Annotated in this window: 26 protein-coding genes; 25 read left to right on the forward strand and 1 reads right to left on the reverse strand. The window is 50.7% G+C overall.

Annotated elements, in window-relative coordinates:
- Nucleotides 1–103: 103 nt before the first annotated feature.
- The 19 genes from ACTHSA_RS08160 to ACTHSA_RS08250 all read left to right on the forward strand — a co-directional run bounded on the left by ACTHSA_RS08160 (nt 104) and on the right by ACTHSA_RS08250 (nt 18,231).
- Nucleotides 104–1,561, forward strand: coding sequence for an oligopeptide:H+ symporter (locus ACTHSA_RS08160; RefSeq protein WP_070624904.1), 1,458 nt, complete (start codon nt 104–106; stop codon nt 1,559–1,561).
- A 325-nt stretch (nt 1,562–1,886) separates the two neighbouring features.
- Entirely contained in the window at nt 1,887–2,243 is a 357-nt protein-coding gene (locus ACTHSA_RS08165) for an NADH-quinone oxidoreductase subunit A (RefSeq protein ID WP_003686600.1), read from the forward strand.
- A complete protein-coding gene (locus ACTHSA_RS08170; protein WP_002215610.1) occupies nt 2,234–2,716 on the forward strand; it encodes a NuoB/complex I 20 kDa subunit family protein in 483 nt (160 codons plus the stop codon). Before ACTHSA_RS08165 ends, ACTHSA_RS08170 begins: the two co-directional genes overlap by 10 nt.
- A 12-nt stretch (nt 2,717–2,728) precedes the next feature.
- Nucleotides 2,729–3,322, forward strand: coding sequence for an NADH-quinone oxidoreductase subunit C (locus ACTHSA_RS08175; RefSeq protein ID WP_002216335.1), 594 nt, complete (start codon nt 2,729–2,731; stop codon nt 3,320–3,322).
- Nucleotides 3,312–4,568: an NADH dehydrogenase (quinone) subunit D gene (gene nuoD / locus ACTHSA_RS08180; RefSeq protein ID WP_004519139.1), complete on the forward strand. Its 1,257-nt coding sequence runs from the start codon at nt 3,312–3,314 to the stop codon at nt 4,566–4,568. Before ACTHSA_RS08175 ends, nuoD begins: the two co-directional genes overlap by 11 nt.
- Nucleotides 4,568–5,041 carry an NADH-quinone oxidoreductase subunit NuoE gene (gene nuoE / locus ACTHSA_RS08185; protein ID WP_004519138.1) on the forward strand — a complete coding sequence of 158 codons (474 nt, stop codon included), beginning with the start codon at nt 4,568–4,570 and terminating at the stop codon, nt 5,039–5,041. The genes nuoD and nuoE overlap by 1 nt, the downstream gene beginning before the upstream one ends.
- Before the next feature lie 57 nt (nt 5,042–5,098).
- Nucleotides 5,099–6,394, forward strand: a complete 1,296-nt coding sequence (nuoF, locus tag ACTHSA_RS08190) for an NADH-quinone oxidoreductase subunit NuoF (protein WP_003686543.1) — start codon at nt 5,099–5,101, stop codon at nt 6,392–6,394.
- 58 nt (nt 6,395–6,452) lie between these two features.
- A complete protein-coding gene (gene nuoG / locus ACTHSA_RS08195) occupies nt 6,453–8,714 on the forward strand; it encodes an NADH-quinone oxidoreductase subunit NuoG (RefSeq protein ID WP_150540565.1) in 2,262 nt (753 codons plus the stop codon).
- Nucleotides 8,715–8,716: 2 nt separating this feature from the next.
- Nucleotides 8,717–9,793, forward strand: a complete 1,077-nt coding sequence (gene nuoH, locus ACTHSA_RS08200) for an NADH-quinone oxidoreductase subunit NuoH (RefSeq protein ID WP_002228932.1) — start codon at nt 8,717–8,719, stop codon at nt 9,791–9,793.
- 75 nt (nt 9,794–9,868) lie between these two features.
- Nucleotides 9,869–10,264, forward strand: a complete 396-nt coding sequence (locus ACTHSA_RS08205) for a GFA family protein (RefSeq protein ID WP_003676990.1) — start codon at nt 9,869–9,871, stop codon at nt 10,262–10,264.
- A 55-nt stretch (nt 10,265–10,319) separates the two neighbouring features.
- Nucleotides 10,320–10,799, forward strand: coding sequence for an NADH-quinone oxidoreductase subunit NuoI (nuoI, locus tag ACTHSA_RS08210; protein WP_003747878.1), 480 nt, complete (start codon nt 10,320–10,322; stop codon nt 10,797–10,799).
- A gap of 11 nt (nt 10,800–10,810) precedes the next feature.
- A complete protein-coding gene (locus ACTHSA_RS08215) occupies nt 10,811–11,482 on the forward strand; it encodes an NADH-quinone oxidoreductase subunit J (protein ID WP_070624915.1) in 672 nt (223 codons plus the stop codon).
- Nucleotides 11,479–11,784: an NADH-quinone oxidoreductase subunit NuoK gene (nuoK, locus tag ACTHSA_RS08220; protein WP_003747881.1), complete on the forward strand. Its 306-nt coding sequence runs from the start codon at nt 11,479–11,481 to the stop codon at nt 11,782–11,784. The genes ACTHSA_RS08215 and nuoK overlap by 4 nt, the downstream gene beginning before the upstream one ends.
- A gap of 2 nt (nt 11,785–11,786) precedes the next feature.
- Nucleotides 11,787–13,811 (forward strand): NADH-quinone oxidoreductase subunit L, encoded by a 2,025-nt coding sequence (nuoL, locus tag ACTHSA_RS08225; protein ID WP_070624917.1) that lies wholly within the window; start codon nt 11,787–11,789, stop codon nt 13,809–13,811.
- Nucleotides 13,812–13,881: 70 nt separating this feature from the next.
- Nucleotides 13,882–14,187, forward strand: coding sequence for a chorismate mutase (locus ACTHSA_RS08230; protein WP_070624919.1), 306 nt, complete (start codon nt 13,882–13,884; stop codon nt 14,185–14,187).
- A gap of 76 nt (nt 14,188–14,263) precedes the next feature.
- The gene (locus ACTHSA_RS08235; RefSeq protein WP_070624921.1) at nt 14,264–14,584 is read left to right on the forward strand and encodes a cupin; all 321 of its coding nucleotides are present in this window, start codon (nt 14,264–14,266) and stop codon (nt 14,582–14,584) included.
- Nucleotides 14,585–14,762: 178 nt separating this feature from the next.
- Nucleotides 14,763–16,259, forward strand: a complete 1,497-nt coding sequence (locus ACTHSA_RS08240; protein WP_440378866.1) for an NADH-quinone oxidoreductase subunit M — start codon at nt 14,763–14,765, stop codon at nt 16,257–16,259.
- A gap of 9 nt (nt 16,260–16,268) precedes the next feature.
- Nucleotides 16,269–17,711, forward strand: coding sequence for an NADH-quinone oxidoreductase subunit NuoN (nuoN, locus tag ACTHSA_RS08245; protein WP_004519130.1), 1,443 nt, complete (start codon nt 16,269–16,271; stop codon nt 17,709–17,711).
- Between the two features lie 220 nt (nt 17,712–17,931).
- Nucleotides 17,932–18,231: a DUF2818 family protein gene (locus tag ACTHSA_RS08250; protein WP_039861891.1), complete on the forward strand. Its 300-nt coding sequence runs from the start codon at nt 17,932–17,934 to the stop codon at nt 18,229–18,231.
- Nucleotides 18,232–18,381: 150 nt separating this feature from the next.
- On the opposite strand, the gene ACTHSA_RS08255 is transcribed toward ACTHSA_RS08250, so the two are convergent.
- Nucleotides 18,382–18,987, reverse strand: coding sequence for a hypothetical protein (locus ACTHSA_RS08255; protein ID WP_224783379.1), 606 nt, complete (start codon nt 18,985–18,987; stop codon nt 18,382–18,384).
- A gap of 532 nt (nt 18,988–19,519) precedes the next feature.
- On the opposite strand from ACTHSA_RS08255, the gene frr reads away from it, so the two are divergent.
- The 6 genes from frr (at nt 19,520) to rseP (ending at nt 25,235) form a co-directional block, all read left to right on the forward strand.
- On the forward strand, nt 19,520–20,077 hold the full coding sequence (gene frr, locus ACTHSA_RS08260; RefSeq protein WP_004519127.1) for a ribosome recycling factor: 558 nt from the start codon (nt 19,520–19,522) through the stop codon (nt 20,075–20,077).
- A gap of 57 nt (nt 20,078–20,134) precedes the next feature.
- Nucleotides 20,135–20,881, forward strand: coding sequence for an isoprenyl transferase (locus tag ACTHSA_RS08265; RefSeq protein ID WP_004519126.1), 747 nt, complete (start codon nt 20,135–20,137; stop codon nt 20,879–20,881).
- Between the two features lie 5 nt (nt 20,882–20,886).
- Nucleotides 20,887–21,681, forward strand: coding sequence for a phosphatidate cytidylyltransferase (locus tag ACTHSA_RS08270; protein WP_049335758.1), 795 nt, complete (start codon nt 20,887–20,889; stop codon nt 21,679–21,681).
- Between the two features lie 33 nt (nt 21,682–21,714).
- Nucleotides 21,715–22,464 (forward strand): SIMPL domain-containing protein, encoded by a 750-nt coding sequence (locus tag ACTHSA_RS08275; RefSeq protein WP_003747899.1) that lies wholly within the window; start codon nt 21,715–21,717, stop codon nt 22,462–22,464.
- Nucleotides 22,465–22,581: 117 nt separating this feature from the next.
- Nucleotides 22,582–23,763: a 1-deoxy-D-xylulose-5-phosphate reductoisomerase gene (gene ispC, locus ACTHSA_RS08280; RefSeq protein WP_440367715.1), complete on the forward strand. Its 1,182-nt coding sequence runs from the start codon at nt 22,582–22,584 to the stop codon at nt 23,761–23,763.
- Nucleotides 23,764–23,894: 131 nt separating this feature from the next.
- A complete protein-coding gene (rseP, locus tag ACTHSA_RS08285) occupies nt 23,895–25,235 on the forward strand; it encodes an RIP metalloprotease RseP (protein ID WP_004519122.1) in 1,341 nt (446 codons plus the stop codon).
- Nucleotide 25,236: the final 1 nt, after the last annotated feature.

Genomic DNA, 25,236 nt, shown 5'->3' on the forward strand with positions numbered 1-25,236 from the left:
GCAAAGATTGGCGGTAATATATAGTTTCTATAAAAATGATTGGTAGGTGCAATAGGCCGTCTGAAGCCTAATCCTGTCCAATATAATTAGGAGAACTTATTAAATGTCCGGTCAAAAGCTGTCTTCTGCCGAGAAAACTTTCTTCGGCCATCCTTTGCAATTATCCACCCTATTCCATATTGAGCTGTGGGAGCGTTTTTCCTTTTACGGTATGCAGGGCATCCTGCTGATTTATCTGTATTACACCGCGAGTCAAGGCGGTTTGGGTATGGATAAAGCCTTGGCCGGCGGCATTGTCGGCGCGTACGGCGGCAGCGTTTACCTGTCCACCATTCTCGGTGCGTGGTTGGCCGACCGCATTTGGGGTGCGGAGCGTACCCTGTTTATCGCCGGCATCGTCGTGATGACCGGCCATATTTTATTGGCGATCGTACCGGGTTTGATGGGATTGCTGCTGGGCTTGGTGTTTATCGCGCTGGGCAGCGGCGGTGTGAAATCGTCTGCCGGTTCGATGGTCGGTTCTTTGTATGAACGGGAAGACTTGCGCGAATTGCGTGATGCCGGTTTCTCTATTTTCTATATTTCCATCAATATCGGCGGCTTCTTAGGCCCGTTGTTGACCGGTATTTTGCAAGACAGGATGGGTTTCCATTACGGTTTCGCTGCGGCGGCTGTCGGCATGGCATTCGGCCTGTTGTGGTATTCGCGCGGCCGTAAAAACCTGCCGCATACGCCGGCTCCCAATCCGTTGCGTCCTGAAAAGGTACAGACTGCAATAGCTGTCGGCGTGTTGCTGGTTTTGGTGTTGGGCAGCGTGATTGCTTCCGGCGCGCTCACCCTTGAAAACTTCTCCCGCTGGCTCTTGGGCGTGGTTATCGTTACCGTCGTAGCTTATTTTGCGCGCCTGTTGGGCAGCAGCCACGTTGAAGCGGCCAATAAACGCTATATTGTGGCCTATATTCCGCTGTTTTTGACCATTTGTATGTTCTGGGCGGTTTGGTTTCAGGTGTACACCGTTGCAACGGTTTATTTTGACGAAACGGTGGACCGTACTTTCTTCGGCTTTACCGTGCCTGTTTCATGGAAAGATTCGATACAGGCCATGTGGGTGGTCCTCTTTTCCGGCGTGATGGCGGCGGTGTGGACGAAAATGGGCAAACGCCAACCTAAAACGCCGTTGAAGTTTGCACTGGCCATGTTGGTAACCGGCGTCTCTTATTTGAGTTTTATTCCGTATATTTCATCCGGAACCCCGATGCCGATTATCGTGTTTATGCTGGTGTTGCTGGCGATTACGATAGGCGAGCTGATGCTGTCGCCGATTTCGCTGTCGTTTTCTACCAAAATCGCACCGAGCATGTTCAAAACACAAATGGTTGCTTTGAATTTCTTGGCATTGTCCATCGGCTTTACCTTGGGCGGAGTGTTGTTTAAAGACTACTACAATGCTCAGTCGCCATTGGATTTCTACTGGATGCTGGCCACCATCGGTGCGGTAACCTGTGGTATCCTGTTGGTACTCGCCCCGGTATTGAACCGCATGCTCAAAGGTGTCGATTGATTTTTCCATTTAAATGGATGTGATGTACGCAGGCCGTCTGAAAATAATCTATTTCAGACGGCCTCATGTTTTATTGGGAATCGGAAAGAGGGAGGATTCGGGGCATAAATTGAATAGGCGGAAAATTTAAATTAAATGATACATAATTAAACCGAAATTAAAATTTGGAAATATTAAATACAAATAAGAATTGTTCTCATAACTTTATTGAATTTATTGAGGTTTTTTTGCTGATTTGCTGATATTTACCTTTAAATGGCTTTTGAAATTCGATAAAATGGTAATCTATTTTTAAGATTTGTCTGTCAACCAGTTAGGTACGACCATGTTGGCCAGTTACTTTCCCGTCCTCGTATTCATCCTCGTCGGCCTTGCGGCCGGCGTGCTGTTTATTTTGCTCGGCACAATTTTAGGCCCGAAACGTCACTATGCCGAAAAAGACGCGGCTTACGAATGCGGTTTTGAAGCCTTTGAGAACGCAAGGATGAAGTTCGACGTGCGCTATTACCTCGTCGCCATCCTCTTCATCCTGTTTGATTTGGAGGTCGCGTTCATGTTGCCATGGGCAGTTGTGTTCAAAGATTTGGGCGCGTACGGCTTTTGGTCTATGCTAGTGTTTATCGTCGTTCTGACGGTAGGCTTTATTTACGAATGGAAAAAAGGTGCGCTGGAATGGGAATAGAAGGCGTTTTGAAAAAAGGTTTCATCACCACCAGCGCGGATACGGTGTTGAACTATATGCGTACCGGTTCATTGTGGCCGGTTACTTTCGGCTTGGCCTGCTGCGCCGTGGAAATGATGCATGCGGGTATGGCGCGTTATGACCTTGACCGTTTCGGCATCATTTTCCGTCCGTCCCCACGTCAGGCCGACCTGATGATTGTGGCAGGTACGTTGACCAACAAAATGGCACCTGCACTGCGCCGCGTGTATGACCAGCTCGCCGAGCCGCGCTGGGTATTGTCTATGGGCTCGTGTGCCAACGGCGGCGGCTATTACCACTATTCTTATTCCGTTGTGCGCGGTGCCGACCGCGTCGTGCCGGTAGACGTTTATGTGCCGGGTTGTCCGCCGACTGCGGAAGCCCTGATTTACGGCCTGATTCAGCTCCAACAAAAAATCAAGCGCACTTCCACCATTGCGCGTGACGAGTAAGGAGAGGACGATATGGCAAGCATTCAAAACTTATACGAGACCGTCGTCGGCGTGCTTGGCGATCAGGCAAGCAAAGTCATTTCAGCTTTGGGCGAGATTACCGTCGAGTGTCTGCCCGAACACTATATTTCAGTCATGACCGCATTGCGCGACCATGAAGAGCTGCATTTCGAGCTTCTGGTTGACTTGTGCGGTGTCGATTACAGCACTTACAAAAACGAAGTATGGCAGGGCAAACGCTTTGCCGTCGTCAGTCAGCTGCTTTCCGTTAAAAACAATCAACGCATCCGCGTACGCGTCTGGGTTTCAGACGACGACTTCCCAGTAGTCGAATCCGTCGTCGATATTTACAACAGCGCGGATTGGTACGAACGCGAAGCCTTCGATATGTACGGCATCATGTTCAACAACCACCCGGACTTGCGCCGCATCCTGACCGATTACGGTTTTGTCGGACATCCGTTCCGCAAAGACTTCCCGATTTCCGGCTATGTGGAAATGCGTTACGATGAAGAGCAAAAACGCGTGATTTACCAACCTGTTACCATTGAGCCGCGCGAGATCACGCCGCGTATCGTCCGTGAGGAGAACTACGGTGGCCAATAAATTAAGAAACTACACCATCAACTTCGGCCCGCAACACCCTGCGGCGCACGGCGTATTGCGTATGATTTTGGAGTTGGAGGGCGAAACCATCGTCCGTGCCGATCCGCACATCGGCCTCCTGCACCGCGGTACTGAAAAACTGGCTGAAACCAAAACCTATCTGCAAGCCCTGCCCTATATGGACCGTTTGGACTACGTTTCCATGATGGTCAACGAGCAGGCGTATTGCTTGGCGGTAGAAAAACTTGCCGGTATCGATGTACCTATCCGCGCCCAGTATATTCGCGTGATGTTTGCCGAAGTAACGCGCATCCTCAATCACTTAATGGGCATCGGTTCGCACGCTTTCGACATCGGCGCGATGACCGCCATTCTTTACGCCTTCCGCGACCGCGAAGAGCTGATGGACTTGTACGAAGCCGTTTCCGGCGCGCGTATGCACGCGGCCTACTTCCGTCCCGGCGGCGTTTACCGCGACCTGCCCGACTTCATGCCTAAATACGAGAGCAGCAAATTCCGCAACGCCAAAGTATTGAAGCAGCTCAACGAATCCCGCGAAGGTACCATGCTCGACTTTATCGACGCCTTCTGCGAGCGTTTCCCGAAAAACATCGACACACTCGAAACCCTCCTGACCGACAACCGTATTTGGAAACAGCGTACCGTCGGCATCGGTGTTGTCACTCCTGAGCGCGCCATGCAAAAAGGCTTTACCGGCGTTATGTTGCGCGGTTCCGGCGTGGAATGGGACGTGCGTAAGACACAACCTTACGAAGTGTACGACAAAATGGATTTCGACATCCCCGTCGGCGTCAACGGCGACTGCTACGACCGTTACCTCTGCCGTATGGAAGAAATGCGTCAATCCGTACGCATCATCAAACAATGTTCCGAGTGGTTGCGTGTCAATCCGGGTCCGGTCATTACCACAAACCACAAATTCGCTCCGCCCAAACGTACCGAAATGAAAACAGGTATAGAAGACCTGATTCACCATTTCAAACTCTTTACCGAGGGTATGCACGTTCCCGAGGGCGAGACCTACACCGCTGTCGAACATCCGAAAGGCGAGTTCGGCGTTTACATCATTTCAGACGGCGCAAACAAACCCTACCGCCTGAAAATCCGCGCACCCGGCTTCGCCCACCTGCAAGGCATGGACGAAATGGCAAAAGGCCACATGCTGGCCGACGTTGTTGCCATCATCGGTACGCAGGACATCGTATTCGGGGAGGTTGACCGATAATGTTATCCGCAGAATCTTTAAAACAAATTGACATCGAGTTGGCAAAATATCCTGCCGACCAACGTCGCTCCGCCATCATGGGCGCATTGCGTATTGCCCAAACCGAAAAAGGCTGGCTTGCTCCTGAGACCATCGCTTTTGTCGCAGACTATATCGGCATCTCGCCTGCACAAGCCTACGAAGTCGCTACTTTCTACAATATGTACGACCTTGAGCCTGTCGGCAAATACAAACTGACCGTTTGTACCAACCTGCCCTGCGCCCTGCGCGGCGGTATGGCAACCGGCGAATACCTCAAACAAAAACTCGGTATCGGCTACGGCGAAACCACGCCCGACGGCAAATTTACCCTTGTCGAAGGCGAATGCATGGGCGCATGTGGCGACGCTCCGGTCATGCTGGTCAACAACCACAGCATGTGCAGCTTTATGACCGCAGAAGCGATTGACAAGAAACTTGCCGAACTGAAATAAAAGGCCGTCTGAAAACAACGGCTGCAACCGATACGAAAACGAACAGGCACACCAAAAATGGCTATTTACCAATCAGGCGTGATTTTTGACCAAGTGGATACCGCCAATCCCGATTGCTGGACATTGGACGAATACGTCAAACGTGGCGGTTATACCGCCCTGCGTAAAATCCTGTCCGAAAACATCTCGCAAACCGATGTGATTGACGAAGTCAAAACCTCTGGCTTGCGCGGTCGTGGCGGTGCGGGCTTCCCGACCGGTTTAAAATGGAGCTTTATGCCCCGTTCCTTCCCGGGCGAAAAATATGTGGTTTGTAACACCGACGAAGGCGAGCCGGGTACATTTAAAGACCGCGACATCATCATGTTCAATCCTCATGCCCTGATTGAAGGCATGATTATCGCCGGTTACGCGATGGGTGCGAAAGCCGGCTACAACTACATCCACGGCGAAATTTTCGAAGGCTACCAACGTTTTGAAGCCGCTTTGGAGCAGGCGCGTGCCGCAGGCTTTTTGGGTAAAAATATTTTGGGTTCGGATTTTGAATTTGAACTCTTCGCCCACCACGGCTACGGCGCATATATTTGCGGCGAAGAAACCGCATTGCTCGAATCGCTGGAAGGCAAAAAAGGCCAGCCTCGCTTTAAACCACCATTCCCTGCTTCGTTCGGCCTGTACGGCAAACCGACTACCATCAACAATACCGAAACGTTCTCCTCCGTCCCCTTCATTATCCGTGACGGCGGACAGGCATTTGCCGATAAAGGTATTCCGAATGCAGGCGGTACCAAATTGTTCTGTATTTCCGGTCATGTCGAGCGTCCAGGCAACTATGAAGTGCCGTTGGGCACGCCGTTTGCCGAAGTCCTGAAAATGGCGGGCGGTATGCGCGGCGGTAAAAAACTTAAAGCCGTCATTCCCGGCGGTTCGTCCGCGCCCGTGTTGCCTGCCGATATCATGATGCAGACCAATATGGACTATGACTCGATTTCCAAAGCAGGCTCGATGTTGGGTTCCGGCGCGATTATCGTCATGGACGAAGACGTGTGCATGGTGAAAGCCCTTGAACGCCTGAGCTACTTCTACTACGACGAGTCTTGCGGCCAATGTACGCCTTGTCGTGAAGGTACTGGCTGGCTTTACCGCATCGTCCACCGCATCGTAGAAGGCAAAGGCCGCATGGAAGACTTGGATTTGCTGGATTCCGTCGGCAACCAAATGGCAGGCCGCACTATCTGCGCCCTTGCCGATGCCGCCGTCTTCCCTGTCCGCAGCTTTACCAAGCATTTCCGTGATGAGTTTGTGCATTACATCGAACACGGCGGACCGATGAAACCGAATAAGTGGTGCTAAGTTTTCAGACGGCCTCTAAAAGAATTATTTATTAAATACCCGTAACTAGGAACGAACCATGTTACAAATCGAAATCGACGGCAAACAGGTATCTGTGGAGCAGGGCGCGACGGTGATTGAAGCCGCGCACAAGCTCGGTACTTATATCCCGCATTTCTGTTACCACAAAAAACTTTCCATCGCCGCCAACTGCCGTATGTGTTTGGTGGACGTGGAAAAAGCCCCCAAACCCCTGCCCGCCTGTGCCACGCCGGTTACAGACGGCATGATTGTGCGTACGCATTCGGCAAAAGCCCGAGAGGCGCAAGAAGGCGTGATGGAGTTCCTGCTCATCAACCATCCGCTTGATTGTCCGACCTGCGACCAAGGCGGCGAATGCCAGTTGCAGGATTTGGCGATGGGCTACGGCAAAACCACCAGCCGTTATACCGAAGAAAAACGTTCCGTCGTCGGCAAGGATATGGGTCCTTTGGTTTCCGCCGAGGAAATGAGCCGTTGTATCCACTGTACCCGTTGCGTTCGTTTCACTGAAGAAATCGCCGGCGTGCAAGAAATCGCTATGGCCAACCGCGGCGAATACTCCGAAATTATGCCTTTTATCGGCAAAGCAGTGGAAACCGAATTGTCAGGCAACGTCATCGATTTGTGTCCTGTCGGCGCATTGACCAGCAAACCGTTCCGCTTCAACGCGCGTACTTGGGAATTGAACCGCCGCAAATCCGTTTCCGCCCATGACGCTTTGGGCAGCAACCTGATTGTACAAACCAAAGACCATACCGTCCGTCGCGTGTTGCCGTTGGAAAACGAAGCCATCAACGAATGCTGGCTGTCCGACCGCGACCGTTTTGCCTACGAAGGCCTGTATCACGAAAGCCGTCTGAAAAACCCGAAAATCAAACAGGGTGGCGAGTGGATGGACGTGGATTGGAAAACCGCGTTGGAATATGTCCGCAGCGCGATTGAATGTATCGCCAAAGACGGCAACCAAAACCAAGTCGGCATTTGGGCCAATCCGATGAATACGGTTGAAGAGCTGTATCTGGCCAAAAAACTTGCCGACGGCTTGGGCGTTAAAAACTTTGCAACCCGCCTGCGCCAACAAGACAAACGTCTTTCAGACGGCCTTAAAGGTGCACAATGGTTGGGACAAAGCATTGAATCTTTGGCTGACAACGATGCCGTATTGGTAGTCGGCGCGAACTTGCGCAAAGAACAGCCGCTCCTGACCGCCCGCCTGCGCCGCGCCGCCAAAGACCGTATGGCCTTGAGCGTATTGGCCAGCAGTAAAGAAGAATTGTTTATGCCGCTTCTGTCTCAAGAAGCTGCACATCCCGATGAGTGGGCAGGCCGTCTGAAAAACCTGTCTGCCAATGCGGAACACGCCGTTACCGCCAGCCTGAAAAATGCTGAAAAAGCAGCGGTGATTTTGGGTGCGGAAGTGCAAAACCATCCCGATTACGCCGCCATTTATGCTGCCGCGCAAGAGCTGGCAGACGCGACCGGCGCAGTGCTGGGTATTTTGCCGCAAGCTGCCAACAGCGTTGGTGCGGATGTTTTGGGCGTGAACTCCGGCGAGAGCGTTGCCGAAATGGCAAATGCGCCGAAACAGGCAGTCTTGTTGCTCAACGTCGAGCCTGAAATCGATACGGCGGACGGCGCAAAAGCCGTAGCCGCGTTGAAACAGGCGAAAAGTGTGATGGCGTTTACACCGTTTGTCAGCGAAATGCTGTTGGACGTGTGCGACGTATTGTTGCCGATTGCGCCGTTTACCGAAACATCAGGCAGCTTCATCAATATGGAAGGCCGTCTGCAATCTTTCCACGGCGTGGTACAAGGCTTCGGCGATTCGCGTCCGATGTGGAAAGTGTTGCGCGTATTGGGCAACCTGTTTGACCTGAAAGGTTTTGAATATCACGATACCGCTGCGATTCTGAAAGATGCGCTGGATGCAGAAAGTCTGCCGTCCAAACTGGATAACTGCAGCACATGGACAGGGGAGGGCGTTCAGACGGCCTCAGACCGTCTCGTCCGTGTCGGCGGCGTCGGTATTTATCACACTGATCCTATCGTGCGCCGTTCCGCACCGTTGCAAGAAACCAGCCATGCCGCCGTGCCTGCCGCGCGTGTAAATCCAAACACATTGGCACGCTTGGGCCTGCAAGACGGACAAACTGTTGTTGCCAAACAAAACGGCGCAAGCGTATCGGTTGCCGTCAAAGCTGATGCCGGTTTGCCTGAAAACGTGGTGCATCTGCCGCTGCATACCGAAAATGCCGCGCTGGGTGCGTTGATGGACACTATTGAACTGGCGGGAGCTTGATCATGCAAGAATGGTTCCAAAACCTCTTTGCCGCAACGCTCGGTCTGGGCGATTTGGGTATTACCGTAGGCTTGGTGGTATCCGTCATCGTCAAAATCGTGATTATCCTGATTCCGCTGATTCTGACCGTTGCCTACCTGACGTATTTCGAACGTAAAGTCATCGGCTTTATGCAGCTTCGCGTTGGCCCAAACGTAACCGGCCCGTGGGGTCTGATTCAGCCGTTTGCCGACGTGTTCAAACTCTTGTTTAAAGAGGTAACCCGTCCGAAGCTGTCAAATAAAGCCCTGTTCTATATTGGTCCGATTATGTCGCTAGCCCCGTCTTTTGCGGCATGGGCAGTGATTCCGTTCAACGAAGAATGGGTGCTGACCAACATCAATATCGGCCTTTTGTATATCCTGATGATTACCTCGCTGTCGGTTTACGGCGTGATCATCGCGGGCTGGGCTTCCAACTCCAAATATTCGTTCTTGGGCGCAATGCGTGCTTCCGCGCAAAGCATTTCCTACGAGATTGCCATGAGTGCCGCGTTGGTGTGCGTCGTGATGGTATCGGGCAGCATGAACTTCTCCGACATCGTTGCCGCGCAAGCCAAAGGTATTGCCGGCGGTTCAGTATTCTCTTGGAACTGGCTGCCGCTCTTCCCCATCTTCATCGTTTATCTGATTTCCGCCGTTGCCGAAACCAACCGCGCGCCGTTTGACGTGGCAGAGGGTGAATCTGAAATCGTTGCCGGTCACCACGTCGAATACTCCGGCTTCGCATTCGCACTGTTCTTCCTCGCCGAATACATTTTCATGATTCTGATTGCCGCGTTGACATCGCTGATGTTCCTCGGCGGCTGGTTGTCTCCGTTCCCGCAAAGCTGGGGCTTTATCGGTACGCCTTCCGCATTCTGGATGTTCGTGAAAATGGCGGCGGTGCTGTACTGGTACCTGTGGATCCGTGCCACCTTCCCGCGCTACCGCTACGACCAAATCATGCGCTTGGGCTGGAAAGTGCTGATTCCCATCGGCTTCGCCTACATCGTGGTTTTGGGCGTGTGGATGATTTCACCGCTGAATTTGTGGAAATAGGGCAGGGAGGCCGTCTGAAAGTTTTCAGGTAGCCTGAACCCCAAATTTTTAACCGTTTCAAACCGAGAGAAACCGATGAAAGCTCAATGCCTGTGCGGCGCAGTATCACTGGAAACCGCCGAAAACCGCGAACTCCACGCCTGCCATTGCGGGAAATGCCGCACATGGGGCAGCGGCGCGTCTTTTACTTTGGCCGCCCGGTCGCCCGAAATCACAGGCAGCGAGCACATCGCGCATTATCAGTCGTCCGAATGGGCGCAACGCTGTTTTTGCAAACACTGCGGCACACACCTGTTTGTGCAGGTTGGCAACGATTATTACATCAACGCCGGGCTGTTTGCCGACAACGCGGGCTTTGAAACTACCTCACAAATCTTTATTGATTGCAAAGCTCCGTATTATGACTTGGCCAACGATACCCCGAAGCTGACCGAAGCCGAGTTTTTAGAAATGGTGGGCGCGGCAGGTTAAAAAAACCGCTTTCAGACGGCCTGTAAACAGAACAATCCGAAAAGAGCATCCGAAAATGGCTAATTTAGTAAAAACCTTCCTGCTGGGCGAATTGGTGAAAGGCATGGGCGTAACGCTCAAAAACTTTTTTGCCCGCAAAGACACGATTTACTTCCCCGAAGAGAAAACGCCGCAATCCGTGCGTTTCCGCGGCCTGCACGCGCAACGCCGTTATCCGAACGGCGAAGAGCGCTGTATTGCGTGTAAATTGTGTGAGGCAGTTTGTCCGGCAATGGCGATTAACATCGAATCGGAAGAACGCGAAGACGGCACCCGCCGCACCAAGCGTTACGACATCGACCTGACCAAGTGCATCTTCTGCGGTTTCTGCGAAGAGGCCTGCCCGACTGATGCGATTGTGGAAACCCATATTTTTGAATACCACGGCGAGAAAAAAGGCGACTTGCACATGACCAAGCCGATTCTTTTGGCCATTGGCGACAAATACGAACCCGAAATCGCCAAACGCAAAGCCGCTGACGCGCCGTATCGTTAAGGAGCAGACGAATGACTTTTTCCGCGATTCTGTTCTATATCCTTGCCGCCATCGTTTTGTACGGTGCGGTTCGTACCGTTACTGCTAAAAACCCTGTGCACGCCGCTTTGCATCTGGTGCTGACCTTCTGCGTGAGCGCGATGATTTGGATGCTGATGCAGGCCGAATTCTTGGGTGTGACGCTGGTGGTGGTTTACGTCGGCGCCGTGATGGTGTTGTTCCTGTTCGTCGTGATGATGTTGAACATCGACATTGAAGAAATGCGTGCCGGTTTCTGGCGTCATGCGCCTGTTGCCGGTGTGGTCGGCACATTGTTGGCGGTTGCCCTGATCCTGATTTTGGTCAACCCGAAAACCGACCTTGCCGCATTTGGTTTGATGAAAGACATTCCGGCCGATTACAACAATATCCGCGATTTGGGCAGCCGTATTTATACCGACTACCTGTTGCCGTTTGAGTTGGCGGCGGTATTGCTGCTGTTGGGTATGGTAGCCGCGATTGCGCTGGTTCACCGCAAAACTTTCAATCCGAAACGTATGGACCCTGCAGACCAAGTTAAAGTACGCGCCGATCAAGGCCGTATGCGCTTGGTGAAAATGGAAGCGGTCAAACCGCAAGTCGAATCTGCCGAAGAAAGCGAAGTTTCAGACGGCCTCAAGCCGGAAGGGGAGGGCAAAGCATGATTACCTTGACGCATTATTTGGTATTGGGTGCGCTCCTGTTCGGTATCAGCGCAATGGGTATCTTTATGAACCGCAAAAACGTGCTGGTATTGCTGATGTCCATCGAGCTGATGCTCTTGGCGGTGAACTTCAACTTTATCGCCTTCTCCCAATATTTGGGCGATACTGCCGGACAGATTTTCGTATTCTTCGTATTGACCGTTGCCGCTGCTGAATCCGCCATCGGTTTGGCAATTATGGTGCTGGTGTACCGTAACAGAAAAACAATCAACGTTGCCGATTTGGATGAGTTGAAAGGGTAATCATGAACGATATGACTTTATATTTGGTAATTGCCCTTGTACCTTTGGCAGGTTCGCTGATTGCGGGTTTGTTCGGCAACAAAATTGGACGTGCCGGCGCGCATACGGTTACGATACTCGGCGTGGCGGTGTCTGCCGTGCTGTCGGCTTATGTGTTGTGGGGCTTTATCGACGGAAGCCGCGCCAAGTTTGACGAGAACGTCTATACTTGGCTGACAATGGGCGGCTTGGATTTTTCCGTCGGCTTCTTGGTCGATACAATGACGGCGATGATGATGGTTGTGGTCACCGGCGTATCGTTGATGGTGCATATCTACACCATCGGTTATATGCACGATGAAAAAGTCGGCTACCAACGCTTCTTCAGCTATATTTCTTTGTTTACTTTCAGCATGTTGATGCTGATTATGAGCAACAACTTCATCCAGCTCTTCTTCGGCTGGGAAGCGGTGGGTTTGGTGTCGTATCTCTTGATCGGTTTCTATTTCAAACGTCCAAGCGCAACATTTGCCAACCTGAAAGCCTTTTTGATCAACCGTGTCGGCGACTTCGGCTTTTTGCTCGGTATCGGCTTGGTGCTTGCCTATTTCGGCGGCAGCCTGCGCTATCAAGATGTATTCGCTTATCTGCCTAATGTTCAGACGGCCACTATCCAACTGTTCCCTGGTGTCGAATGGTCTTTGATTACCGTAACCTGTTTGCTCCTGTTTGTCGGTGCGATGGGTAAATCGGCGCAGTTCCCGTTGCACGTTTGGCTGCCTGATTCGATGGAAGGCCCGACACCGATTTCTGCATTGATTCACGCCGCAACCATGGTTACCGCCGGTCTGTTCATGGTATCGCGTATGTCGCCGATTTATGAGATGAGCAGCACTGCGCTATCTGTCATCATGGTAATCGGTGCGATTACTGCTCTGTTTATGGGTTTCTTGGGCGTGATTCAAAACGACATCAAACGTGTGGTTGCGTATTCCACCCTGTCGCAACTGGGCTATATGACTGTGGCTTTGGGTGCGTCTGCCTATTCCGTAGCAATGTTCCATGTGATGACCCACGCTTTCTTTAAAGCCTTGTTGTTCTTGGCCGCAGGTAGCGCGATTATCGGTATGCACCATGACCAAGACATGCGCCATATGGGCAACCTGAAAAAATACATGCCGATTACTTGGCTGACCATGCTGATCGGTAACTTGTCGCTGATCGGTACGCCGTTCTTCTCCGGCTTCTATTCCAAAGATTCGATTATCGAAGCAGCGAAATACAGCACCCTGCCGGGCAGCGGCTTTGCCTATTTTGCCGTCCTCGCCAGCGTGTTCGTTACCGCATTTTACGCGTTCCGCCAATACTTTATGGTGTTCCACGGCGAAGAAAAATGGCGCAGTCTGCCTGAACATCATGACGATCATCATGGTGAAGAGCATCACGGCTTGGGCAAAAACGACAATCCGCACGAAAGCCCGCTGGTCGTTACCCTGCCTTTGATTTTGCTTGCCATTCCGTCCGTCATCATCGGCTATGTTGCCATCGAGCCTATGCTTTACGGCGATTTCTTCAAAGACGTGATTTTCGTCAATATCGATGCGCATCCGACCATGCACATCATGAAGGAAGAGTTCCACGGCGCATTGGCAATGGTGTCGCACAGCCTGCATTCGCCCGTACTTTACCTCGCTATCGCAGGCGTATTGAGCGCATGGCTCTTGTACGTCAAACTGCCGCACCTGCCTGCGAAAATTGCACAGGCGTTCCGTCCGGTTTACGTTTTGTTTGAAAACAAATACTACCTCGACGCCCTGTATTTCAACGTCTTTGCCAAAGGCACGCGTGCATTGGGTACTTTCTTCTGGAAAGTCGGCGATACCGCCATTATCGACAACGGCATCGTCAACGGCTCTGCCAAACTGGTCGGCGCGATTGCCGCGCAGGTACGCAAAGTCCAAACCGGCTTCATCTATACCTATGCCGCCGCTATGGTATTCGGCGTATTGGTACTGCTCGGCATGACATTCTGGGGATTGTTCCGATAAAAGCGGGATTTCAGACGGCCTGTCTATAGTTTGTGTATAGGGCCGTCTGAAAAAGAAAATTTGAGCAACAATGATTGAAGACAAATTACCGCAAACCCTGGACGAAGTCCGCGAAGCCATCGATGGTTTGGATAAGGGATTAATCGAATTACTCGCCCGCCGGCAGAAATTGGTACGGCAGGCTGGTCGTCTGAAACCTAAAAATGATGTCCAGGCGGTTTCCGCGCCCGAACGGGTGGCTCAAGTGATTGCCTCTCGCCGCGTTTATGCCGAAAAGGCCGGTTTGTCGCCCGAAGTAGCAGAAGCAGTTTGGCGCAGCATGATTGATGCGTTCATTAAACTTGAGATGGACACCAACCGTACCGACGGAGCGTAGTCAAAATCTTCGGATAACGGTTTTGACAAGAAAAATAGGGAAGAGGCCGTCTGAAATATAGAGGCGAGAAAAAACTATGTCGGACACACGAACCATCTGTTCCGCCGAATTTACCGCTTCTCGCGCATGGGGCGCACTCGACATCGCCAATATGAACGGCATCACCGTGCGCCTGCACTGGACGAACCAGCCCTACACATGGCACATCAACGACGGCGAGGAAGTGTTTGCCGTGATGGATGGCGAAGTTGATATGCACTACCGAGAAAACGGCGAAGAACACATCGTTCGTTTGAAAAGCGGAGATATCTTCTATGCAGGAATCGGCACGGAACACGTCGCCCATCCGTGCGGCGAAGCGCGGATTTTGGTGATTGAGAAAGAGGACAGTGTTTGAGGCCGTCTGAAAAGAAGGTTTGAGACAGCAACAGAATAAGAGAATGACGGCAGATATACATTTTTCTTGATTTTGCCGTACACAAAATACACAATCTTTTTCAGACGGCCTCCTGAAATGTCGTCTGGAAACCAACCCATACAACTATATTTTTTATTTTAACCACAGGTTAACCACTATGTTTTCCAACTACCTACTCAGCTTGGCAATATGGATACCCATCGCCGCAGGTGTGCTGGTTTTGGCGACCGGTAAGGACAGCCGTGCGCCACTGGCGCGTGTGCTTGCCTTCATGGGTGCGCTTGCCGGTTTCTTGGTAACGCTGCCCCTGTTTACCGGTTTCGACCGTTTGAGCGGCGGCTATCAGTTTACCGAGTTCCACGAGTGGATTCCGTTGCTGAAAATCAACTACGCATTGGGCGTGGACGGTATTTCAGTGCTCTTTATCATCTTGAATGCGTTTATTACGCTGTTGGTGGTATTGGCCGGTTGGGAAGTCATTCAGAAACGTCCGGCGCAGTATATGGCCGCTTTCCTGATTATGTCGGGTTTGATTAACGGCGCGTTTGCCGCGCAGGATGCGATTCTGTTTTATGTGTTCTTCGAGGGTATGCTGATTCCGCTGTACCTGATTATCGGTGTATGGGGCGGCCCGCGCCGCGTCTATGCGTCGGTCAAGCTGTTCCTCTATACGCTGATGGGTTCGCTCTTGATGCTGGTTGCCATGGTTTACCTGTACTATCAGACAGGTAGCTTCTCTATTGTCGATTTCCAAAACATCAAACAGATTCCGTTGGGCGTGCAACAGCTTTTGTTTGCGGCGTTCTTCCTGTCATTTGCCGTAAAAGTGCCGATGTTCCCTGTGCACACTTGGTTGCCGGATGCCCACGTTGAAGCGCCGACCGGCGGTTCGATGGTGTTGGCGGCCATTACGCTGAAGCTGGGTGCGTATGGTTTCTTGCGCTTTATCCTGCCGATTATGCCGGATGCGGCACGCTATTTTGCCCCCGTGATCATCGTATTGAGCCTGATTGCCGTGATTTACATCGGTATGGTGGCTTTGGTGCAAACCGATATGAAAAAACTGGTGGCATACTCTTCCATCAGCCACATGGGTTTTGTCACTTTGGGTATGTTCCTGTTTGTGAACGGCCAACTGAATGACTGGGCATTGAAAGGTGCAATCGTTCAAATGATTTCCCACGGTTTTGTGTCTGCCGCGATGTTTATGTGTATCGGCGTGATGTACGACCGCCTGCATACCCGAAATATTGCCGACTATGGCGGCGTGGTCAATGTGATGCCTAAGTTTGCGGCGTTTATGATGTTGTTCGGTATGGCCAATGCCGGTCTGCCTGCGACTTCCGGCTTCGTGGGCGAGTTTATGGTGATTATGGGCGCGGTTAAAGTGAATTTCTGGGTAGGCGCGTTGGCCGCCATGACCTTGATTTACGGTGCGTCTTATACCCTGTGGATGTACAAACGCGTTATTTTTGGTGCGATCTACAATCCGCACGTTGCCGAAATGAAAGACATCAATTGCCGCGAATTTGCGATTTTGGCGATTTTGGCGGTTGCTGTTTTGGGCATGGGTCTGTATCCGCAAGCGTTTATCGAAGTGGTGCATCAAGCGGCAAACGATTTGATTGCCCATGTAGCACAAAGCAAGATTTGAGGTGTGTAAATGAACTGGTCTGATTTGAATTTAATGCCCGCCATGCCCGAAATCGTGCTGCTTGCGCTATTGGGTGTCGTATTGCTGGCAGACTTGTGGATTTGCGATAAAAGCCGCTATCTGACCCATCTGATGAGTTTGGGAACGGTCATCATCGTGGCCGTCACCCAATTGGCGGTATGGGAGCAGGGTAGTGTCGATGCCTTTCACGGTATGTATATTGCAGATGGCATGTCCCGTTTGGCAAAACTGGTGCTGTATGCGCTGACGTTTGGTCTGTTTATTTACAGTAAACCGTACAACCAAGACCGCCAAATCTTTAAAGGCGAGTTTTACACCCTGTCATTGTTTGCCCTGTTGGGTATGAGCGTCATGGTCAGCTCGGCACATTTCTTGACTGCGTATATCGGTTTGGAATTGTTGTCTTTGTCGCTGTACGCCATGATTGCCCTGCGCCGCGACTCCGGCCGCTCTGCCGAGGCCGCGCTGAAATACTTCGTATTGGGCGCGTTGGCCTCCGGTTTGCTGCTCTATGGTATTTCTATGGTTTACGGCGCCACCGGTTCCCTTGATTTTGCTTCCGTCTTGGCTTCTGCTTTCAATGAGCAGGCCAATGAATGGTTGTTGAAATTGGGTATGGTATTTATCGTAGTCGCCATTGCATTTAAATTGGGTGCGGTTCCATTCCATATGTGGGTACCCGATGTGTACGATGGTGCGCCGACCTCTGTTACCGCCTTTGTGGGTACGGCTCCGAAAATCGCCGCCGTTGTCTTTGCGTTCCGTATCCTTGTTACCGGTATGGGTACCATACATTCAGACTGGGCGCCGATGTTGGCCATTCTTGCCGTTGCTTCTTTGGTGGTCGGTAACCTTGCCGCCATCATGCAAACCAATATCAAACGTATGCTTGCCTATTCTACCGTATCGCACATGGGCTTTATCCTGTTGGCGTTTATGGCAGGCGCAGTCGGCTTTACTGCAGGTTTGTATTACGCCATTACCTATGCTTTGATGGCGGCAGTCAGCTTCGGTGTTTTGATGGTATTGTCCACCAAAGACATTGAATGTGAAAACATCAAAGACCTCGCAGGCCTTAACCAACGCCATGCATGGTTTGCCTTCCTGATGTTGCTGTCTATGTTCTCCATGGCGGGTATTCCGCCGCTGATGGGCTTCTACGCCAAATTCGGCGTGATTATGGCTCTCTTGAAACAAGGCCATGTTTGGTTGTCCGTATTTGCCGTCATCATGTCGCTGATTGGTGCGTTCTACTACCTGCGCGTGGTCAAAGTCATCTACTTCGATGCACCTGATCATGACCAGCCGGTCGGCAGCAACTATGCCGCCAAATTTGTCCTGACGGTCAATGCCTTCCTACTGCTCCTGTGGGGTATCATGCCGCAAACCGTTATCGACTGGTGTGCCAAAGCATTGATAAATACCCTGTAAGCTTCAAACAAAACCAACGGCGGCTGTTCCAAAGCCGCCGTTTTTGTTAGGATTCGCATTCGGATGAAATATACCCAAAGTTCAGACGGCCTCAAGCCTTTGAGCAATCATCAAGCGGGCATCATCAAGATATTGAATATTCCACGGATAATAATGGGCAAGAATGCCCATTTAACATGTTAAAATCACACACAGGCCGTCTGAAAACAGAAAGACCATCATGACCGCATCCATGTACATTCTTTTGTTGTTGGCACTTATCTTTGCCAACGCACCATTTATTACCACCAAATTCTTCGGCATCGTCGCCCTGAAACGCAAACATATCGGCCATCACTTGATCGAATTGCTGGCAGGTTTCCTTCTTACCGCGATCCTCGCCTATATCCTCGAATCGCGAGCTGGTGCCGTACATGCCCAAGATTGGGAGTTTTACGCGACCGTTGTCTGCCTCTACCTGATTTTTGCTTTCCCATGCTTTGTATGGCGTTACTTTTGGAATGAGAGAAATAGAGAGTAGGATTTGAATTAGGAAAAGGCCGTCTGAAAGATTTTCAGACGGCCTTTTTATATCAAGTAAGGATTGTTTTAGGGATGAGCTTTGGAACATTGACCTGGAGTTGCCATATTCAGTTTCATAATGGCAGCTTTGGCAACATCTTCAGAAATTTCAGTTACTGCCGGTATGGGTATTGGCTGTTTCTGGTAACAAGAAACCTTTGTTTTGCAAGTCACCTAAGCAATTAACAACAATATCTTTAGTTACAGAGATAAATGCCTGATCCAGATTACTATGGGGAGTCAGCTCTTTGGGTGTGGAGGTTAAACCAATAGTAGTCACAATAGCGTGATTAAATTCGGAACGGTTTAATTCTTTTTTGCCATCTGAGTAGCTACAGTAGAATTGATAGTAATCCTGAACTGTACTGCCTGCTAATCCGAAAGTCAGACCTGTTTTTATACCGTTACCTACTGCACCACCAATATTGGCGATATTGTTGGCATGGATTTTCAGGCTGTTTTGGGCTTGCGGGTCTACTGTTACAATCTTTGTTCCGTTTAGTGCAATTTTGGCAGCTTTTGTTAGAGCCGGATTTACTTTAGGGAAAGATTTACCATTACGCTCGAACTCTCCCTCTAAACGTATAGGATAAGGTTGATTTGGTACTTTCAAATCACTTTGTTTATATTTTTGATATTCGGTTGAAGTATAGGGATGTGGTACAACACAGGCAGAAAGCGCTAATGCTGAGCATAGGATGAGTAATTTGTTCATAGATATTCTCCAGTTAATTTGCATTTATCTGTTTGTTTTCAGGTGAATTAAATAACGTATTCGAATAAAACCAATTATAACGTAATACAGTTTTTATACAAATTTTGCAAACTAAATGTGAAAATTTGCATGGGAAGGCAGGTTGTTATATTGGATCTACCTTGCGAACTTCATTACTTTAGAGAGAAGGTTTCCGATAGTGATGGTAGATGTCGAGGGCAAGTTAACTTTAATTACCAAGAGTACAACTGTGAGCTTTTGAGTTATTAAGATTAGATTTCGATTGAAAATGATAGGGAGATTTCAGTTTGGGTCAGTTGGTAAATAAATTAAGCCAAAAGGCCGAGTTGATGTAGTTGCTTGAAACAATAAAGGTCGTCTGAAAGATTTTCAGACGGCCTTTATTTTGTTTGATGTTAAATATCGGTTAGAAAACAAGGCTGTTGGGGCGTAAAGCCTTGTCGTGGGGGCGGTTTAACGGTACTATTCTCGGTTAATTCTGTTTTATTCCTATGAAATTGAAAGTATTAAGATGATTAATGATATTCAAAAGACAGCTGAAGGCAAAATGCAGCGTTCTCTGGAAGTATTGAAAGACAATTTGGCTAAAGTACGTACCGGCCGTGCGCATACCGGCCTGCTCGACCAAGTGGAAGTGGAATACTGGGGCAGCATGGTACCTGTGAGCCAAGTGGCGAACGTGACGCTTTTGGATGCGCGTACGATCGGTGTGAAACCTTTCGAGAGCAATATGGCTTCAAAAGTTGAGAAAGCGATCCGTGATTCCAACTTGGGCCTGAACCCTGCTTCTGTCGGTGATTTGATCCGTGTTCCAATGCCTATGTTGACTGAGGAACGCCGTAAGGATCTGATCAAAGTGGTACGCAGCGAGGCAGAAGAGGGTCGTGTGTCTATCCGCAATGTGCGCCGTGATGCAAACGACCACATCAAAAAACTGTTGAAAGACAAAGAGATTTCTGAAGATGAAGCACGCCGTGGCGAGGAAGCGGTTCAGAAGTTGACCGACAAATACATTGCTGAGGCAGACAAGCTCTTGGCTGCCAAAGAAGAAGATTTGATGGCGATTTAATCCTGTGTGCAAACCGTTCAGACGGCCTTTGGACGGTTTGCTCCCTGAAAGGCAGACATGAAAAGCAGTACGCAGACGATTTTGGAACACTCTGCCATCCCCCGACATATTGCTGTGATTATGGACGGCAACGGACGTTGGGCAAAGAAGCGTTTTCTTCCCCGTGTGATGGGGCATAAGCGCGGCTTGGATGCGCTGGAGAACATGGTGAAGCATTGTGCTGAATTGGGTGTGCGGTATTTGACCGTGTTTGCTTTTTCGACTGAAAACTGGCGACGCCCCGAGGAAGAGGTTTCTTTTCTGATGGGGCTGTTTTTGCAGGCTTTGCAAAAGCAGGTGCGCCGTTTGCACGATAACAATATGCGCTTGAGAGTCATCGGCAGCCGTGAGCGGTTTAATGCTGAAATCCTGAAGGGGATTGAGGCGGCAGAAGCGTTGACGGCAAACAATACCGGTTTGACTTTGAGCATTGCCGCCGATTATGGCGGCCGCTGGGATATTTTGCATGCGGCAAATCAGTTGATTGCCGAGGGTGCAACTGAGATTACGGAAGAGGCGTTGTCGCGTTATTTGATGTTGGGCGATGCACCCGAGCCGGATTTGTTTATCCGAACCGGTGGCGAGACGCGCATCAGTAATTTCCTGCTGTGGCAGATGGCGTATGCGGAATTGTATTTTACGGATACGCTGTGGCCTGATTTTAATGAGAAATCGTTGAACGAGGCGATTGTTTCGTTCCAAAAACGGGAGCGCCGCTTCGGGCGGACTTCCGAACAGCTGCCGGTTGAGCAGCAACGGGGTTGAGAACTATGTTGAAACAACGAATTTTAACGGCGCTGTGGCTTTTGCCGCTGATGCTGGGTATGCTGTTTTATGCACCTATGTGGCTGTGGGCTGCGTTTTGCGGCCTGATTGCCATGCTGACTTTGTGGGAATATGCCCGCATGAGTGGCTTGGACAAGCTGAAAATCAACCATTATTTGGCTTCAACGCTGGTGTTCGGCGTGATTGCCTATGCCGGCGGTTGGCAGTTGCCTGATTTGGTTTGGTATGTCGTATTGGCGTTTTGGCTGATTGTCATGCCTTGGTGGCTGAAAGCAAAATGGAAGTTAAACGGCGGCTGGCAGGCTTACACAGTCGGTTGGTTGTTGGTGATGCCGTTTTGGTTCGCACTGGTTTACCTGCGCCCTCAGCCTGAAGACGCGCTGTCTTTATTGGCGATTATGGGTTTGGTGTGGGTGGCCGATATTGGTGCATATTTCTGCGGCAAATCGTTTGGCAAGCGCAAAATTGCGCCGACCATCAGTCCGGGTAAAAGCTGGGAGGGTGCGATCGGCGGCGCATTATGCGTTGCCGTGTACATGACCATCGTATGGAAAGCCGGTTGGCTGGCTTTTGAAGCCGGTTGGTTCAAAACGATTTTGATCGGCTTGATTCTGACCGTTGTCAGCGTGTGCGGCGATTTGCTGGAAAGCTGGCTCAAACGTGCGACCGGTATCAAAGACAGCAGTAATCTGCTGCCGGGACACGGCGGCGTGTTCGACCGTGTGGACAGCCTGATTGCCGTTATCAGCATTTATGCCACCTTTGTATATTTGTTTTAAACCGCCTGTCTCATATGGTTGGGGGAGCTGATTATGTCCGAACAAAAACAGATTTCATCTTTATCGATCTTGGGCGTATTGTTGGCACTCGGATTGATGGCTGCAGCGTTTATTTTGGGCGTGCAGTTTAAGAATCTGCGTCAGCCGGGGACGATTACCGTAAAAGGTTTGGCGGAGAAAAACTTCCAATCCGACAGCGCAACGTGGAATACGGGCGTGAACGCGCACGGCGAGAGCTATCAGGAAGTTTTGGATTTACTGACGGCAAGACGCAAGAAGCTGTCTAAGTTTTTGGGTGAGCAAGGCTTTACGGCGGCTGAAATGAAAGTGGGTCTGCCTGAAGTGTCGCGCGTCTTCAATGAAACCCGCGACGAATTAGGCAACGTAACCCGCACGCCCAACGGCTACGATGGCGACCTCAATATTGTGGTCAACACCAAAAAATTGGACAAAATCCAAGCCGCCCAGCGTGCCATTTTGAATTTCCGTGCGCAAAACGAATTTATCCGCTTCGACAATCCGCAATATTTGTTGGGCAATTTGGAAACCATCAAACGCGATTTGATTACGCAGGCGACTGAGGATGCGCAGAAACGCGCGGCCGAATTTGCCAAAACCGGCGGCGGCAAAGTGGGTGCCATGCGTTCTGCTTCGCAAGGCTCGTTCAACATCTATGCCGACACCGGCAGCAGCGAGGACGACGAGTACGGCGGTTCTTACGATAAAAGCACCGTCGGCAAACAAGTCCGACTGGTTGTTACCATCGAATACGGCATTGAGTAATTCTTTCAGACGGCCTTTTCAGCTGGGAGGCAAAAGGCCGTCTGAAAATTGGAAACGGCAAAGAAATTTATTTCAAACACAATGAATACCGTTTGCACAGCACACAAAGAACACACCATGACACAACAAGTTCTGACCATATTAGGCAGCACCGGCAGCATAGGCGAAAGCACTTTAGACGTTGTTTCCCGCCATCCCGAAAAATTCCGCGTGTTCGCGCTGGCAGGGCATAGGCAGGTGGACAAGCTGGTGGCACAATGCAAACAGTTCCGCCCGGAATATGCCGTTGTCGGCGATGCTGACCATGCGGCCGAGTTGGAAAAGAAACTCAAACAAGAAGGCATCAATACGCAGGTTTTATATGGTTCTCAAGCCTTGATTGATGTCGCCTCTGCCGATGAAGTCAGCGGCGTGATGTGTGCCATTGTCGGCGCGGCTGGCTTGCCGTCGGCTTTGGCTGCCGCTCAAAAAGGCAAAACCATTTATCTGGCAAACAAAGAAACACTGGTGGTTTCCGGCGCATTGTTTATGGAAACCGCCCGTCAAAACGGCGCCACCGTCTTGCCGATTGACAGCGAACACAACGCCATCTTCCAAGTATTGCCAAGGGATTACACAGGCCGTCTGAATGAGCACGGTATCAATTCGATTATTCTGACCGCATCAGGCGGCCCCTTCCTTAACACCGATTTAAGTACATTTGACAGCATTACGCCCGAGCAGGCGGTCAAACATCCGAATTGGAGCATGGGTCGCAAAATTTCCGTCGATTCCGCGTCAATGATGAATAAGGGCTTGGAGTTGATTGAGGCGCATTGGCTGTTTAACTGTCCGACGGAAAAACTGGAAGTCGTCATTCATCCGCAATCCGTGATACACAGCATGGTGCGTTATCGCGATGGTTCGGTATTGGCGCAGTTGGGTAATCCCGATATGCGTACGCCGATTGCTTATTGTTTGGGCCTGCCCGAACGTATCGACTCCGGCGTGGGCGAGCTGGATTTCGGCGCATTGTCCGCATTGACCTTCCAAAAGCCTGACTTTGACCGTTTCCCATGTCTGAAACTTGCCTATCAGGCAATGAATGCAGGCGGCGCCGCGCCTTGTGTGTTGAACGCCGCCAACGAAGTTGCCGTGGCCGCTTTTTTAGATAAACGCATCAAGTTTACCGATATTGCCAAAGTCGTTGCCCACTGCCTTGCACAAGATTTTTCAGACGGCCGTTACGATATCGAAGGCCTGCTGGCGCAAGACGCGCAAACACGCAGACAGGCAGAAGCCTTTATCGGCAAACAATAAAGTTTCAATGACAGGCCGTCTGAAACGTCAACCGCTTGGCATTTAGGCAGACAAAATGGAACAACTGCCTTTATAATCGGTTTTCAGACGGCCTTATCCGTTGATCATCACATTCCATACAGGGGATTTTTTTGCAAACCTTTTTAGCCTTTATCGTCGCCATTCTGATTTTGGTCAGCCTGCATGAGTTCGGACACTATATTGTTGCCCGCTGGTGCGGCGTTAAAGTCGTGCGCTTTTCCGTCGGCTTCGGTAAGCCCTTTTTCACCCGAAAACGCGGCGATACCGAGTGGTGTCTTGCCCCGATTCCGCTGGGCGGTTACGTTAAAATGGTCGATACGCGCGAAGGCGAGGTGGCAGAAGCAGATTTGCCCTACGCCTTTGACAAGCAGCATCCGGCCAGGCGCATCGCCATTGTCGCTGCCGGTCCTTTGACTAATTTGATTTTGGCCGTTTTGCTTTACGGTTTGAGCTTTTCCTTCGGCGTGACCGAGTTGCGCCCCTATGTCGGCATGGTCGAACCTGCCAGTATTGCCGCCAAAGCAGGTTTTCAGGCGGGTGATAAGATTGTATCGGTCAACGGAATCGCCGTTAAAGACTGGAGCGATGCACAAACCGAGATGGTGTTGAACCTTGAAGCCGGTCCTGTAAAAGTTGCTGTTCAGACGGCCTCAAATACCCAAGCCATCCGCATAATTGATGCCGCCGGCACGCCTGAAGCAGGTAAAGTTGCGAAAAACCAAGGCAACATCGGCCTTTTGCCTTTTAGAATTACTAACCGCATCGGTAAAGTCTTGGCCAAAAGTCCCGCCGAAAAAGCAGGTTTGAAGGAAAACGACAAACTGCTGACTGCTGATGGGAAGCCCATCGAAAGCTGGCAAGCATGGACGGAACTCTTCCGCGCCAGCCCCGGCAAACGAATCGAGCTGACTTACGAGCGTGACGGTAAAATACTGGCGACCGCTATCCGGCCGGACAGCGTCGAGCAGTCAGCAGGCGTGCTGGTGGGTAGAGCCGGGCTTGCTGCCCAGGCGGATAAAGAGTGGGATAAGACCATCCGCTACCGTTATACACCTTCCGTTGCCCAAGCCTTTGAATTGGGTTGGAACAAAACCGTCAACTATTCGTGGACGACCCTCAAATTTTTCGGAAAACTGGTTACGGGCAATGCCTCTTTGAACCATATTTCCGGCCCCCTGACCATTGCCGATGTCGCCGGACAATCCGCCAAACTCGGATTGCAGAGCTACCTCGAATTTCTGGCCTTGGTCAGCATCAGCTTAGGCGTGTTGAACCTTTTGCCCATCCCCGTTTTAGACGGCGGACATTTGGTTTTTTATACCGCCGAATGGATACGCGGAAAGCCTTTGAGCGAGCGCATACAGGCAGTCGGCCTGCGCTTCGGACTGGCAGCCATGCTTTTGATGATGGCTGTGGCTTTCTTTAATGACATCAACCGTTTGTTTGGATAAT

The sequence above is a fragment of the Neisseria sp. P0008.S002 genome (genome assembly GCF_051962805.1).
GTDB lineage: Bacteria > Pseudomonadota > Gammaproteobacteria > Burkholderiales > Neisseriaceae > Neisseria > Neisseria perflava.

What these genes read in the sequence shown, in the direction of transcription:
- ACTHSA_RS08160 (WP_070624904.1), top strand. Translation starts at nt 104, where the DNA reads ATGTCCGGTCAAAAGCTGTCTTCTGCCGAGAAAACTTTCTTCGGCCAT.
- ACTHSA_RS08165 (WP_003686600.1), top strand. Translation starts at nt 1,887, where the DNA reads ATGTTGGCCAGTTACTTTCCCGTCCTCGTATTCATCCTCGTCGGCCTT.
- ACTHSA_RS08170 (WP_002215610.1), top strand. Translation starts at nt 2,234, where the DNA reads ATGGGAATAGAAGGCGTTTTGAAAAAAGGTTTCATCACCACCAGCGCG.
- ACTHSA_RS08175 (WP_002216335.1), top strand. Translation starts at nt 2,729, where the DNA reads ATGGCAAGCATTCAAAACTTATACGAGACCGTCGTCGGCGTGCTTGGC.
- nuoE (WP_004519138.1), top strand. Translation starts at nt 4,568, where the DNA reads ATGTTATCCGCAGAATCTTTAAAACAAATTGACATCGAGTTGGCAAAA.
- nuoF (WP_003686543.1), top strand. Translation starts at nt 5,099, where the DNA reads ATGGCTATTTACCAATCAGGCGTGATTTTTGACCAAGTGGATACCGCC.
- nuoG (WP_150540565.1), top strand. Translation starts at nt 6,453, where the DNA reads ATGTTACAAATCGAAATCGACGGCAAACAGGTATCTGTGGAGCAGGGC.
- nuoH (WP_002228932.1), top strand. Translation starts at nt 8,717, where the DNA reads ATGCAAGAATGGTTCCAAAACCTCTTTGCCGCAACGCTCGGTCTGGGC.
- ACTHSA_RS08205 (WP_003676990.1), top strand. Translation starts at nt 9,869, where the DNA reads ATGAAAGCTCAATGCCTGTGCGGCGCAGTATCACTGGAAACCGCCGAA.
- nuoI (WP_003747878.1), top strand. Translation starts at nt 10,320, where the DNA reads ATGGCTAATTTAGTAAAAACCTTCCTGCTGGGCGAATTGGTGAAAGGC.
- ACTHSA_RS08215 (WP_070624915.1), top strand. Translation starts at nt 10,811, where the DNA reads ATGACTTTTTCCGCGATTCTGTTCTATATCCTTGCCGCCATCGTTTTG.
- nuoK (WP_003747881.1), top strand. Translation starts at nt 11,479, where the DNA reads ATGATTACCTTGACGCATTATTTGGTATTGGGTGCGCTCCTGTTCGGT.
- nuoL (WP_070624917.1), top strand. Translation starts at nt 11,787, where the DNA reads ATGAACGATATGACTTTATATTTGGTAATTGCCCTTGTACCTTTGGCA.
- ACTHSA_RS08230 (WP_070624919.1), top strand. Translation starts at nt 13,882, where the DNA reads ATGATTGAAGACAAATTACCGCAAACCCTGGACGAAGTCCGCGAAGCC.
- ACTHSA_RS08235 (WP_070624921.1), top strand. Translation starts at nt 14,264, where the DNA reads ATGTCGGACACACGAACCATCTGTTCCGCCGAATTTACCGCTTCTCGC.
- ACTHSA_RS08240 (WP_440378866.1), top strand. Translation starts at nt 14,763, where the DNA reads ATGTTTTCCAACTACCTACTCAGCTTGGCAATATGGATACCCATCGCC.
- nuoN (WP_004519130.1), top strand. Translation starts at nt 16,269, where the DNA reads ATGAACTGGTCTGATTTGAATTTAATGCCCGCCATGCCCGAAATCGTG.
- ACTHSA_RS08250 (WP_039861891.1), top strand. Translation starts at nt 17,932, where the DNA reads ATGACCGCATCCATGTACATTCTTTTGTTGTTGGCACTTATCTTTGCC.
- ACTHSA_RS08255 (WP_224783379.1), bottom strand. Translation starts at nt 18,987, where the DNA reads ATGAACAAATTACTCATCCTATGCTCAGCATTAGCGCTTTCTGCCTGT.
- frr (WP_004519127.1), top strand. Translation starts at nt 19,520, where the DNA reads ATGATTAATGATATTCAAAAGACAGCTGAAGGCAAAATGCAGCGTTCT.
- ACTHSA_RS08265 (WP_004519126.1), top strand. Translation starts at nt 20,135, where the DNA reads ATGAAAAGCAGTACGCAGACGATTTTGGAACACTCTGCCATCCCCCGA.
- ACTHSA_RS08270 (WP_049335758.1), top strand. Translation starts at nt 20,887, where the DNA reads ATGTTGAAACAACGAATTTTAACGGCGCTGTGGCTTTTGCCGCTGATG.
- ACTHSA_RS08275 (WP_003747899.1), top strand. Translation starts at nt 21,715, where the DNA reads ATGTCCGAACAAAAACAGATTTCATCTTTATCGATCTTGGGCGTATTG.
- ispC (WP_440367715.1), top strand. Translation starts at nt 22,582, where the DNA reads ATGACACAACAAGTTCTGACCATATTAGGCAGCACCGGCAGCATAGGC.